The sequence below is a fragment of the Algoriphagus marincola DSM 16067 genome, assembly GCF_000429405.1.
In the GTDB taxonomy this organism is placed as follows: domain Bacteria; phylum Bacteroidota; class Bacteroidia; order Cytophagales; family Cyclobacteriaceae; genus Algoriphagus; species Algoriphagus marincola.
Genome location: NZ_AUBU01000003.1, coordinates 353945 through 367356, shown reverse-complemented (window position 1 = coordinate 367356; position 13412 = coordinate 353945). Strand labels below are relative to the sequence as shown.

At 40.5% G+C, this 13412-nt stretch carries 11 protein-coding genes; all 11 read left to right on the top strand.

Annotation, left to right across the window (positions count from 1 at the left end):
- Positions 1-84 precede the first annotated feature (84 nt).
- Entirely contained in the window at positions 85-279 is a 195-nt protein-coding gene (locus G457_RS22755) for a hypothetical protein (RefSeq protein ID WP_162142691.1), read from the top strand.
- Positions 280-466: 187 nt separating this feature from the next.
- The gene (locus tag G457_RS0107330; protein WP_026945893.1) at positions 467-2644 is read left to right on the top strand and encodes an acylase; all 2178 of its coding nucleotides are present in this window, start codon (positions 467-469) and stop codon (positions 2642-2644) included.
- Positions 2645-3755: 1111 nt separating this feature from the next.
- The gene (locus G457_RS0107325; protein WP_026945892.1) at positions 3756-6461 is read left to right on the top strand and encodes an SLBB domain-containing protein; all 2706 of its coding nucleotides are present in this window, start codon (positions 3756-3758) and stop codon (positions 6459-6461) included.
- A 1-nt stretch (position 6462) separates the two neighbouring features.
- Positions 6463-7599: a Wzz/FepE/Etk N-terminal domain-containing protein gene (locus G457_RS0107320; RefSeq protein WP_051260747.1), complete on the top strand. Its 1137-nt coding sequence runs from the start codon at positions 6463-6465 to the stop codon at positions 7597-7599.
- A 142-nt stretch (positions 7600-7741) separates the two neighbouring features.
- Positions 7742-8044, top strand: a complete 303-nt coding sequence (locus G457_RS21165; RefSeq protein ID WP_211230223.1) for a four helix bundle protein — start codon at positions 7742-7744, stop codon at positions 8042-8044.
- A gap of 133 nt (positions 8045-8177) precedes the next feature.
- Positions 8178-8597, top strand: a complete 420-nt coding sequence (locus tag G457_RS0107310) for an adenylyltransferase/cytidyltransferase family protein (protein ID WP_026945890.1) — start codon at positions 8178-8180, stop codon at positions 8595-8597.
- Positions 8598-8731: 134 nt separating this feature from the next.
- Positions 8732-9472: an FkbM family methyltransferase gene (locus G457_RS0107305; RefSeq protein ID WP_026945889.1), complete on the top strand. Its 741-nt coding sequence runs from the start codon at positions 8732-8734 to the stop codon at positions 9470-9472.
- Between the two features lie 107 nt (positions 9473-9579).
- Positions 9580-10536 carry a GDP-L-fucose synthase family protein gene (locus G457_RS0107300; RefSeq protein WP_026945888.1) on the top strand — a complete coding sequence of 319 codons (957 nt, stop codon included), beginning with the start codon at positions 9580-9582 and terminating at the stop codon, positions 10534-10536.
- Positions 10537-10561: 25 nt separating this feature from the next.
- Positions 10562-11392 carry a glycosyltransferase family 2 protein gene (locus G457_RS0107295; protein ID WP_162142690.1) on the top strand — a complete coding sequence of 277 codons (831 nt, stop codon included), beginning with the start codon at positions 10562-10564 and terminating at the stop codon, positions 11390-11392.
- Positions 11393-11419: 27 nt separating this feature from the next.
- On the top strand, positions 11420-12514 hold the full coding sequence (locus G457_RS0107290) for a glycosyltransferase family 4 protein (RefSeq protein WP_026945886.1): 1095 nt from the start codon (positions 11420-11422) through the stop codon (positions 12512-12514).
- Entirely contained in the window at positions 12504-13412 is a 909-nt protein-coding gene (locus G457_RS0107285; protein WP_035483371.1) for an FkbM family methyltransferase, read from the top strand. Before G457_RS0107290 ends, G457_RS0107285 begins: the two co-directional genes overlap by 11 nt.

Here is a 13412-nt window from a genome sequence, read left to right as displayed (position 1 = left end):
ATAGAAAAATGAAGTTTTACAGAATTTTCCGAAATATCGAGTGGTTTTTAAATGTTGTCTTATCGTAGGATTTTCAATCCGGTCGTGTTACAAGTCCTGTCCACCACGGGTTGGCACTTCACCACTATTTATTTCACCGAAAGGAGTGAGGTGTATTTCACATGGTGTATTTTCTTCATTTTTGAGACTGCCTGCCCTCCGGGAGGCGGGCTGCTCCGCTACGCGGCTCGCAGTGACGGTAAGTCCAATATCTCGCTAAAAGTAGTGAAGCATATTTGACGAAGTGTATTTCGCTGAATTCGTATTTCACAAAGTGTATTTCACCGAAGTTATATTTCTTACTTTTCTCCTTTGCAAGAGAGATATCGTTGCTCCTAGGAATGAGATAGAAAAACCGCCCTTCAAATTTTCCAAGCCAAATTTCCCAATATTTACTTTATTTAGAGTTTCACCCAAATTTAAATACATGCTCCGATCCACCTTCTTCTTAGCTGCTTTTCTTTCTTTCGTTTTTGCCTGTAAGACTCCGACTGAAATCGATATTTGGGAAGCCCAAGCAGAACGGGTGGAGATCATCCGGGATGATTTTGGAGTGCCTCATATTTATGGAAAAAGTGATGCGGATGCGGTTTTTGGATTGCTTTATGCCCAATGTGAGGACGACTTCAGGAGGGTAGAGCGAAATTACATTTGGGCTACGGGTAGATTGGCCGAACTCGAAGGAGAAGAAGCGCTTTATTCTGATTTGAGAGCAAACCTATATATGACAGAGGCAGAGGCCAAAGCTGCGTATGAAAAGGCCCCGGATTGGTTGAAGGAGCTTTGTCAGGCTTTTGCTGATGGGGTCAATTATTTCCTGCACACGCATCCTGAAGTGGAGCCTCAAGTGATTGAGCGCTATGAACCTTGGTTTCCTATGTACTTTTTTGAGGGTTCCATTGGAGGGGATATAGAGCAAATACCTACCTCCAGAATCAGAGCATTTTATGAAGAAAATAAGGCTTTGGCCTATTCTGAATTTGGGGATGGTTTGAATCACCCTGACCCATATGAAGAGCCCAAGGGAAGTAACGGAATTGCAATCCGTGGGGATATGACTGCCTCCGGAAATGCCATGCTGCTAATCAATCCTCATACCTCTTTTTATTTTCGACCTGAAGTTCACGTGGTAAGCGAGGAGGGATTGAATGCCTATGGTGCTGTCACCTGGGGCCAGTTTTTTGTGTATCAAGGATTTAATGAGAAAACAGGATGGATTCATACTTCCACGCGTGTGGATTTTATCGATGAGTTTAAGCAGGAGGTTGTTGAGGAAAACGGTAAATATTTTTATCAGTATGGTGATGAAAAGCGTGAACTTGAGGAAGTTCCTGTGACACTCTCGTACAAAACCTCGGAGGGGCTCAAGACTAAGGACTTTACCATGTACAGAACTCATCAGGGTCCAATTACTCACAAACTTGGGGACAATTGGGTGGCTACCCGAATCAATTGGGACCCAGTCAATGCCCTGATTCAGAGCTATACCCGAACCAAGCTGGATAATTATGAGGAGTTTCGGGAGATGATGGATATTCGAACCAATTCTTCCAACAATACGGTCTTTGCGGATGCGGAAGGCAATATCGCTTACTTCCATGGTAATTTTATTCCCAAAAGAGACCCACAATACGATTATTCCAAACCTGTAGATGGCTCAGATCCTGCAACTGATTGGCAAGGCTTGCATACGGTAGATGAAAGCATTACAATCCTGAATCCTCCGACCAACTGGATTCAAAACTGTAATTCAACTCCATTTACGGCAGCAGGTCCATTCAGTCCAAAAGCCGAGGATTATCCTTTTTATATGGCTCCTGACCAGGAAAATTTCCGTGGCATTCATGCGGTGGATGTGTTATCAAAGGCTGAAAATCTAGATTTGGATTCCTTTATTGAATTGGCCTATGACCCGGTAATTCCTGCTCTTCAGCGTTTGATTCCAGCATTGGTGAACGCTCTTGAAAAGTATGGAAACAACACCGATCTGATGGCTGCAAAAGAGATTCTTAAGGCCTGGGATTTTAAAACATCCAAGGAATCCGAAGCGATGACCTTGGCTCATTTTTATGGGATTAACTATCAGCGTCAATTCCGGGATTTAAATGATCTGGTTGAAAATGAAACTTTGGAATCACATTCTCAAGCGGATGTTCAGAAGCAGATGGTTCAAGTTTTTGAAGAGACCCTTGAGCAATTGAAAGAAGACTTTGGAACTTGGAACTTAGCCTGGGGACAAGTCAACAGGTTTCAGCGACTTAGTGGAGATATTGATCTGAAATATGATGATGACAAGCCCTTCATTCCGATTGGATTGGCTTCCGGTAGATGGGGAGCATTGGCATCCTATGGTGCCAGTCAAAAAGAGGGAACCAAAGCTCTTTATGGTAGCTCGGGCAATAGCTTTGTGGCAGTGGTAGAGTTTGGCGAGAAAGTAAAAGCCAAGAGTATTTTGGCAGGTGGTCAGAGTTCCGATCCCGATTCTCCTCACTTTCTTGATCAAGCCCAGCGTTATGCCGATGCTAATTTTAAGGATGTAGCCTTTTATAGAGAAGAGGTAGAAAAAAGAATGGAGGAAATATATCAGCCGGGGAGGAGGAAATAGGCTTCACTTCGTTCCAGAAATTACTGTTTTTACCGTCACTGCGAGCCGCGTAGTGGAGCAGCCCGCCTCCCGGAGGGCAGGCAGTCTCGAAATTGAAAGAAATACGCCTATGGCGAAATAAACTTCACTACGCTCAGCAATATAGTCGGCTTCGCCTCCCAAGATACACCTCCTTTCAGTCGGTAAGATAGACCGTCTATCTTGGCGCAGCCATATCTTTACCTATCTGCGTAGCTATCTTTTAAAAATCTTCACTATGTTCAGAAAGAAATCCCTCCCTTCGTTTGGAAAGATATAGTCGTCTACGCCTTCCAAGATACCCCGCCTTTCAGTCGGTTAGATAGACCGTCTATCTTGGCGAAGCCATATCTTTTTATATCTGCGCAGCTATCTTCTCTAATATCGTCGACTTCGCTTCAAAAGACATATCTCCTTTCTTCGGTGAGAAAGACTCTATCTCGGCGAAGCCATATCTTTACCTATCTGCGTAGCTATCTTTTAAAAATCTTCACTATGTTCAGAAAGAAATCCCTCCCTTCGTTTGGAAAGATATAGTCGTCTGCGCCTCCCAAGATACACCTCCTTTCAGTCGGTGAGATTAACCACCTATCTTGGCGCAGCCATATCCTCCCCATTGCAGAAAGCACTTTTCTTTAAAATCATGGCTTATTTTTTTATTCAATAAAGAAGTTATTAATCTAAATTCAAAAGGCAATAATTTAATATAAAATGCAAAAAATAGTATATAAAAAAAGTTAGTGGAAATAGGATTTAAAATGAGTACCAAAACTGCTCGTTTTTATATCTTTGAAGCGTCAAAACACTGCTAATGATGGCAAGGTTTTGGCTTTTTGACCCCCAAATTAACTGTTAACCAGTCTTTTTTATAAGCTAAGACCTAAGAAGGAAGAAATATATCGAGGAAGAAGCTACGGGAATCCTTTACTACTGATCCATCTCCAAGCAGAATTCAAAATCGATTTTTTCTCTAGATTGGGACTGAAAGGGCGAAGCTTTGCATATATCAATAAATAGCTTTCTTTACATTTCAGACTTTAATACATAGAATTAATTCCCGAAATTTTACTTCTAGCAAGAAAATTAAAATACCTTGAAATCACTCTTTAACTCAATCTTAGGAACCCTCTTTACTTTCGTCCTATTTTCATCAATTGCTTATGGACAGTCAGAGGAGCAACTTGCCAAACAAGCTGCGGCAATGGATATCAACACTAGGCAGCAAGCTCTTGATGAATTGGCAAAAAGAGGCATATCCGAAAATCAAGCAAGACAAATGGCTCGAATGAGAGGAATTGATTTTGATGCCTTTCTTAATAATTATTTGGGGAACCAAGAGTCTACTCCTTCTCAAGGCTTAAATCCATCCATGCCTCAAACTCAAAACCCTTCAGAAATTGGTTTGGATACTACTACTTTAGCTGATGAGGTAATAATGGATGTAAGATCTTTGGGTACCACTAAGTCCGATTCGACCTATTTTGGTTACAGCATATTTGATAATAATCCTTATCTATCCAAGGATTATCTGGTAGGAAATATCGATGAGGGATACTTGATTTCTCCTGGAGATCGGCTTAGGATTGTCATCTTTGGGGACAACTCCCTGGAAGTTGAGGCAGAAGTGGATCTCAATGGAAATATTACCATTCCAAATTTCGGGGTGTTTCAAGCAGCAGGCAATACCTATGGCACGCTTCGAGACCGCCTTACAGTCTATTTCGGGAAGTATTTCTCAGGTTTGCTTTCTGCTAGGCAAACTACCTTTCTCGATGTCTCGCTTACCCAAATTAGACCGGTGAAAATCACTGTGGTCGGTGAAAGTAACGCTCCAGGAGCTCATTTGGTTTCTGGTATGGCTTCTGTCTTAACAGCCTTATATACCTCAGGTGGTATAAAAACATCGGGATCTCTACGTTCAATTAAGGTTTACAGGAATAATCAATTATACCGGGAAGTAGATTTATATGACTTTCTTACCTCAGGTTCATTGAATGAAGATTTCAGACTCACTTCCAATGACTTGATTTTTATCCCCCCTCGTCAGTCCACAGTTACGCTTCAGGGTGAAGTAAAGAAACCAGCGATCTATGAATTAAAACCTGGAGAAACGCTGCAGGATTTGATCCGTTTTTCAGGTGGACTTCCAGTAAATACCTCCCGTGAAACTGTGACAATTCAACGGATTAAGTCTGATATGGAGAGAAATGGTCAGGATATTTATGATAGGTTTCTTACTTCCGCCAATTACCAAACTGCCAGTGAATATCAACTTCAGGATGGCGACGTAGTTCGTTTTTTTCCAATTCTTGAAAAAGTTCTGAATCAAGTGACTTTGAGTGGAAATGTAAATCAACCTGGAGATTATCCAATTTCTGAGTTTCCTGATCTTAAATCATTGATTCTAAATGCAGGTAAAAATATCCGCCCAAACACCTATTTAGGAAAGGTAGATGTCTATAAGGAAAATCTTAATGGGAAGCGAAGCTTTACTACCTATAATTTGCAGTCTGTGCTTAACAACTCGCTGCCTATCCAACTGGAAAGTCAGGATTCGGTAAAAGTCTATTCACTACAGGAAGTCCAAGGAGAAAAATTGGTTTATATCTCAGGTTTCGGATTAGATAGTTCAGATTCTCTTATTTCTAATTCTTCACAGAATGTAGGCAGCCTTGATTCTAAAGGAAGAAAATCTCTATTCTGGCGAGAGAATCTTTCTCTTTTTGACTTAATATTTCAATCCACTTCTTTCGAGGAGCTTGACTATCAATCCAAATTACTAACCTCCCGGATTGACCTCAAGCGATTTGATGCAGAATCAGGGATTTTTCAGGTGAATACCTATTCCTTGGATAAGCTTGCCGAATTGCAAGAAACTTACCTTCAGCCTAAGGATGAGGTGATTTTGTATTCAAAAGAAGTGACTGAGGTGATTAATCCCACTGTCCGAGTGACTGGGTACGTACGTGAACCTATGGAAATTCTCCTTACGGCAGGGATGAGTGTGGAGGATGCCATTTTACAAGCTGGTGGTTTTCTTGAGTATGCAGATCAGGATTTAGTGGTAGTGAATAGGGAGCGATTTGATTATAATACTGGGCAACTTTCTCAACGCTTTGATATTATTCCTGATTCGGACTACCTTTTGGGAAATACAAATTCTTCAAACACCAACTTCGTTTTAGAAAATAATGATATCATTTCTGTTCGTAAACAAGAGGGAGTAGAACCCCTTCGAAGTATTTCTATCGATGGAGCTGTACGTTTTCCGGGTTCTATAGTATTGGAGGAACGATTTGAAACCTTCTCTGCCCTGGCTGATAAGGTAGGAGGACTTCGGGATGATGCTTATTTACCCGCTTCTTATGTTATTCGAAATGGAAATGTATTGGCAGTAAACCTTTCTAAATCAGGTAATTTACAACAGTCTTTTTTTCAAGATGGAGATCAAATATTTATAGCAGACAGGGCCGGTACAGTCGAAGTTTTAGGAGCGGTGGAAAATGAGGTCAATTTTGTCTGGAAAGAAGGAAAGAAAGCCAAATTCTACCTAAGAAATGCAGGAGGAAAAGTCCGTAAGGAAGGGGGGAAAGCCTTTTTAATTCAACCTAATGGTTTATCCTCCAAAATTGGTCTTTTCAAAAATCCAACCGTTCTTCCTGATTCAAGAATTTTAGTGAATCGCAAGCCTCCTAAGGAAAAGTCAGATAAGCCATTTATTGATACATTTATCCAGATTCTTTCAGTCACCACAGGTGCTTTGACAACAATAATTTTGGTTCAAAACTTGAATAATTAAGATGCAGTCTCAGCAGCCTCCTTCTTCCTATCCCAATCCCTACTTTCCTCCTCAGCCTAATCCTGAAGATGAGATTGATTTACTCGAATTAGTGAAAAAGCTATGGGATACAAGGTCCTTTATCATTAAGATTCTTACTGGCTTTATTGTCCTTGGTCTTTTGGTAGCCTTCCTGTCTCCGGTAGAGTTTACAGCCTCTTCTACTTTTATTCCTCAGGTAGCAAGTGGACAGAAGCCTGGAGGATTGAGTGGATTGGCATCCCTAGCAGGAATCAATCTCGGAGAAATGGGTGATGGACAAGAGATACCTCCAACCTTGTATCCCAAATTGGCTGGATCGGTAAAATTTCAAAAAGCCCTAATTCAAACTCCTATCACCAATCCGGAAACAGGGCAGCCTATAACCTATTCTCAATACTTTGAGGAGGTATATCAACCTGGCCTGATCAGCTCGGTCAAAAAATATACTTTAGGACTCCCGGGTTTGCTCCTGAAAGCGATAAGAGGTGAAAGCGAATCAGTAGCTTCCTCTGATACCTCTTTAGTATTTGTATCTGAAGAAGAGAAAAAACATTTTGAACGCTTGGCTTCGCAGCTTAGTGTTACCACCAACGAGAAGGAGGGCTTTGTCCAATTATCGTTCATCATGCCAAATGCCGTTATGTCTGCTCAAATGGCTTTAGCTGCACAAAAGCTACTTCAAGAAGAAGTAATCGCCTTCCGAATTCGAAATGCTAAAGAGCAGCTTTTATTTACTGAAGAACGCTATCGGGAGAAAAAGGCAGAATTTGAATCTATGCAGCGTCGCTTGGCGGCCTATCGAGACCGCAATAAAAATATCATCACAGCCTCAGCCCAGTCAGAAGTTCAGCGTTTGGAAGCGGAGTTTAATTTGGCCTTTTCTGTATACAATGAACTGGCCAAGCAGTTAGAGCAAGCTCGATTGCAAGTTTCTAAGGATACTCCTGTTTTTTCTGATATTCAATCAGTTTCAGTTCCCACCGAAAAATCTGCCCCCAAACGACCCCTCACCTTGGTCATCTTTACCATGCTGGGTTTAATTGTAGGAATAGGGTGGGTATTCGGCTCTGATTTTTATGCTAATATGAAGGAAGAGTGGGGTAAGAAAGGGGAGTAGAAGGGGTAGAGGTTTCTGTATAGTGTATAAAAAGTTAAGAGTTAATTGTTAAAGGTTAAGCGTGGCTTCAATCGAATGTTTTGAAGATTTACAGGTTTGGCAATTGGCAAGAGATCTTTCTTTTTATGTGAAATAGCTTACTCTGAAAGGTCCTTTCCTCAAAGACTTCAAATTTTCGAGCCAAATTACGTCAGCCGCAGGTTCAACCATGGATAATATTGCTGAAGGTTTTGAAAGAAACGGGAATAAAGAATTCATTAATTTCTTATATATCGCAAAGGGTTCGAATGGCGAAGTGCGTTCTCAATCATATAGAGCCCTAGATTGGAATTATATCTCTAGCGAAGAACATGAGGAAATTCTGATACTAACAGAAAAGCTTAAGTTCAAACTTCAAGGACTTATTCGGACTTTGAAAAACAGTGGGGGAAAAGGCTATAAGTGAACTTCTATTTAAAAGAATATCGATTAATATCGACTTAGCGCTTAACAATTAACGACTTAACGCTTAACATTTAACCTTTTACACCATACTCCCAAGTAGCAAAATCTAAACCTCGTACATTGAACTTTGACCTATGCCTAAAGCCATCATCGTCTCCGGTTACTTCAATCCCTTACATAAAGGACACATTGAATATTTTAACCATTCCAGAGCTGTAGGAGATGAGTTGATTGTGATCGTAAACAATGATCATCAGCGCAAGCTTAAGGGCTCAGCAGAGTTTCAGTTGGAGGATGAACGCCTCTTTATCGTATCAAATATCAAATCTGTGGACCGGGTATATCTTTCCATCGATCAGGACAGAACAGTTTGCGAAACGATCCGGAAAATTCATCAAGAATTGGGAGATCGCTACCAACTCGCCTTTGCCAATGGTGGGGATCAGAATAATCAATCCATCCCGGAAGTACCCGTTTGCCAGGAATTGGGAATCGAACTCTTGGATGGAATGGGGGAGAAGATTCAGTCGAGTTCGTGGTTGCTTCGCAGTTAAAGGTTCAATGTTCAATGTTCAACGTTGTTAACCATGAACGCTGAACCTCAAACCCAGAACCCAAAATCCTTTTACCATCTATTTTTCAGTGTTATAAGTCCATGGTTCACTCCATTCATTATTAAAAAATTGGCTTGAAAAAGATTCTCCGCAGCATTCTTCCAAAAAACCTAATCCAGGATCTAAGCTTTTTCAGGGACTACAGTCTCTTTCCTGAAAAGTACAAAAGCAAATATGCCCTTCAATCATTTTCGCAGGAAGGGGAGGATGTGCTTTTGAAAAGAATCTTTGATATCAGAAAGAAGTATCGTGGTTTCTATGTAGATGTAGGTGCCCATCATCCTTACCGATATTCAAATACCTATTTATTCTATCTTAAGGGCTGGTCGGGAATCAATATAGATGCCATGCCCAATAGTATGAAGGCATTTAATAAAGTGAGGGCTAGGGATATCAACTTAGAAATTCCTATTTCCGATCAAAAGCAGGTTTTGACTTATTATGCTTTTAATGAGCCAGCCTTGAATGGTTTTTCAAAGGAGATTTCTGAAAAAAGAGATGGTCAGGATCATTTTAAGCTATTGTTTACCAAGGATATCCAAACAGCCACCCTGGAGGAAATACTCGATCAATACCTGCCGAAAAATCAAGAAATCGATTTTCTTACCGTAGATGTTGAGGGATTGGATTTTGAGGTGATTCGCTCTATTAATTTGGACAAGTACAAGCCCAAAGTCATTCTAGCTGAAATATTGAGAAACTCACTTTCAAATATCGATCAAAATCCCATGCTAGGGTACTTGGAAGAATATGGTTACTCCGTCCTTGCCAAAACGGTGAATACCGCCTTTTTCATACATAAAGATTTTAAATAGTCGAACAAGGAAAGCGGAACAGATTGATCATTCTGACCCGCTCAAGCTGGAACCCTGAACCTCGAACTAATAACGCTTAAATTTTAACCTTTAATTCGCATTAATTCTTGAAACTCAACCTAGACATCCGAATCTACATCGCCGGCCACCGAGGTATGGTAGGTTCTTCTATCTGGAGAAAGTTGGAAGCGGATGGTTATACCAATTTGATTGGCAAAACTTCCACCGAACTGGATCTCAGAAATCAGGCGGCTGTTAGAGAGTTTTTCGAAAAGGAACAACCTGAGGTGGTAATCGATGCAGCAGCTCGGGTAGGAGGGATTTTGGCAAATAATGAGCATCCTTATCAGTTCTTGATGGAGAATCTACAGATTCAGAATAATCTGATCGATACGGCCTTTCATGCGGGAGTGGACAAGTTCATCTTTCTAGGTTCTTCTTGTATCTATCCAAAATTAGCTCCTCAACCTCTAAAAGAAGAATACCTGCTTACCGCTCCCTTGGAACCAACCAATGAGTGGTACGCGATAGCTAAAATTGCAGGCGTAAAGGCATGTGAAGCCATCCGAAAGCAATATGGAAAGGATTATATCTCTTTGATGCCCACTAATCTCTATGGTCCTTTTGATAATTTCGACCTAAAAACATCCCATGTGCTTCCAGCCATGATTCGGAAGTTTTATGATGCAAAACAGAAAGGGGATTTAGCAGTAACCCTGTGGGGTTCAGGTAACCCGATGAGGGAGTTTTTGTATGTGGAAGACCTAGCTGAAGCGGTAGTTTTTGCGATGGAGAATAAATTCGCTGATAATCTCTACAATGTGGGAACTGGAAAGGACCTAACCATTCGCGAACTCGCCGAACTTATTCAAAAAATCGTAGGGCATAGCGGAGAAATTATCTGGGATTCTACCAAACCTGATGGGACACCGCGGAAGTTGATGGATGTATCTAAAATGGAGAGGGCTGGCTGGAAAGCGAAAACAAGCTTAGAAGAGGGGATAAAAAGGACTTATGCTTGGTTCCTGGAAAATCAAGAGAGCTATAAAAAAGTGAAATTATAATCAATCCGATTCGATCATCATTACCTTGAAAGTAGCAGTTATACTTACTTGTTTCAACCGAAAAGAAAAAACCAATAGGTGTTTGGAGAATCTTTTTGATCAAATGCTGCCGGAAAATACTGAATTGCAAGTTTTTCTCTGTGATGATGCTTCCTCTGATGGGACTTCAGAAATGCTTGAAAAGAATTTTCCTCAGGTGATGAAAGTAAAAGGTAATGGAAGCCTGTTCTGGAATGGGGGAATGAATTTGGCCTGGGAAAAGGCAAAGGAATCGGATCAATTTGACTTCTTCATTTGGCTTAATGACGACACTTACCTGTATCCTTCTGCTATTCTAACGATGTTTGAACAGTATTATGAGCTGGAACGTCCGGGAATAATTGTGGGAGCTTGTCAGGATCCTGCTACAGGTGATTTTTCATTTGGGGGGACTAATTATGATGGCATGGTCGTTCCGAATGGAAGACCCCAAGAAGTAAAGTTGATCAATGGAAACATAGTCTTAGTTTCTGCTGAGATTGATCAAAAACTGAATGGACTTTCCCCTGATTTTACCCATTATTTCGGGGATTACGATTATGGTCTTCGAGCTCAAGCTGCTGGATTTCCCTGCTACAGCACGGAAAAATATATTGCCAGCTGTGAAATTAATTCCATTCCTTATTGGGGAGACTCTAAACTTAGTTTTTCTAAGCGTTGGTTTTTATTCCACAGTGTGAAAGGGATGGCAGCAAAGGAATATTTCTACTTTCTTAGAATCCATGAAGGAATTTTCGTTAGTCTTAAGAAAATTATTTCTGCCTATTTGCGGGTCTTGTTTCCAGATTTATTCCTGACGATAAAACGCATTTTCTAGGCTTTTGCTACTAAATCAGACCTATCAATGAAGGTACTTTTTGATCCTCAAATATTCTCCATTCAGAAATACGGAGGCATCTCTAGATATTTTGTCAGGATGGCTGAAGAAATGCAAAATATGGGGGAGGATGTAGCTATTGAAGCAGGATGGCATATCAATTACTATCTGACCGAAAGTAATTCGAAATTGGTCAAGAGTCATTATTTTCATAAATACCCATCGCATAGTATTCGGGCCTTTCGAAAATTAAACAGTTATAAGGGAAGTCTAAGGTCCTTTCTTAGTAGGCCGGACATCATACATGAAACCTATTTTTCTTCAGAGCCAATTATCAAAACCAATAGACCCGTAATTGTGACGGTTTATGATATGATCCAAGAATTGTATTCAGATCAATTTAGGCCAGAAGAATTAGTGACTGTTCCAAAAAAGGCTGCGCTTAAAAGGGCAGACCATATCATTAGTATTTCCCATCAAACTAAGAAAGATTTAATCCGTCTTTTTGACATCGACTCCGAAAAAATTTCTGTGGTCCATCTTGCAGCTGATAAAGCATTGAAAATAGATAAAGTGGAAAGTGAGGTGAATAGACCTTTTATCCTCTATGTGGGCTTAAGGTCTGGTTATAAAAACTTTTCCAATTTTCTAAAGGCATTTGCTAGTTCGGAGAGACTTAAGTCCGAACTGAATATTTACGCTTTTGGAGGTGGAGGTTTCAATCAGCAGGAAATAGAATTGATTCAATCCTTGGGGCTTTCTTCCAATCAAGTATTACAGGGGGCAGGAACGGACCTGGATTTAGCTAGTCTGTACTCTCAAGCCCATGCTTTTGTTTATCCATCTCTATATGAAGGCTTTGGGATTCCTCCTTTGGAGGCCATGACCTATGGCTGTCCGGTTGTCAGTAGTTATACCAGTTCATTGCCTGAAGTGATAGGAGATGCAGGGCTGACCTTCGATCCATTGAATGTTGAGGAAATGGCCTCTCAATTAGAGAAAGTGGTTTTTGATGAGGACTTAAGGTCCGTTTTAATCGAAAAAGGATATCAACGGGTACAGCAGTTTTCTTGGAAAAATACAGCCCTTCAAACCTTAGAAATTTATAAGAATGTTATCTAAGAGAATCTATCGCGCCTTGTCAAGAAGGCTTAACCCACCGCAACAAGTCAAAGATGAAACTGCCTTACTGGCGATGGGGAAATTGTTGTCAAATCAACAATGGGGCATGACTTCAACCTCTATAAATGATTATGAGTTTAGAATTTTTAGCCAGTTTGGAGATGATGGGATCATTCAATATTTGATCAAGAACCTCGAGATAAAAAATAAAACTTTTGTAGAGTTTGGAGTAGAGGACTATAAGGAATCAAACACCCGGTTTTTGATGATGAATAATCTGTGGTCAGGCTTTGTCATGGACGGATCCGCTACCTATATGAATTCTCTTCCTTTGCAGCCTTGGTACTGGAAGCATCAATTGCATCATAAAGCAGCCTTTATCACCTGTGAGAATATCAATGATTTGATGGCAGAAACTGGGTTTTCAGATTTAGGATTACTTCATATCGATATTGACGGCAATGATTACCATGTATTGGAAGCGATGGATTTTTCAAAGTTAAATCCTGCCATCTTAATTATGGAATACAACAGCGTATTTGGAATGGAAAGGGCCATAAGCATTCCATATAAACCTGATTTCTTCCGTACGGCCGCCCATCATTCAAACCTATATTTTGGAGCATCTCTTCCAGCACTAGAATACTTAGCAGATAAAAAAGGCTATGCATTGATTGGAGGTAATCTGGACGGGAATAATGCATATTTTGTAAGAAAAGACCTGCTAAGCTCAAATGTAAAGGCTTGTTCCTTAGAAGAAGCTTACAGAGAGAGTCAGTTTATGGAAAGCCGGGATGAGAATGGTAACCTGACTTATCTAAGAGGTCAGGAGCGTTTGCAGGAAATTCGAGGCATGGAAGTAGTGAATGTATTGACCGATCAGATAGAGGAACTTTAA

Bases quoted from the DNA above. Each gene is read 5' to 3' on its own strand.
- G457_RS0107320 (WP_051260747.1), top strand. From the start codon at position 6,463: ATGCAGTCTCAGCAGCCTCCTTCTTCCTATCCCAATCCCTACTTTCCT.
- G457_RS0107290 (WP_026945886.1), top strand. From the start codon at position 11,420: ATGAAGGTACTTTTTGATCCTCAAATATTCTCCATTCAGAAATACGGA.
- G457_RS0107285 (WP_035483371.1), top strand. From the start codon at position 12,504: ATGTTATCTAAGAGAATCTATCGCGCCTTGTCAAGAAGGCTTAACCCA.
- G457_RS0107310 (WP_026945890.1), top strand. From the start codon at position 8,178: ATGCCTAAAGCCATCATCGTCTCCGGTTACTTCAATCCCTTACATAAA.
- G457_RS0107330 (WP_026945893.1), top strand. From the start codon at position 467: ATGCTCCGATCCACCTTCTTCTTAGCTGCTTTTCTTTCTTTCGTTTTT.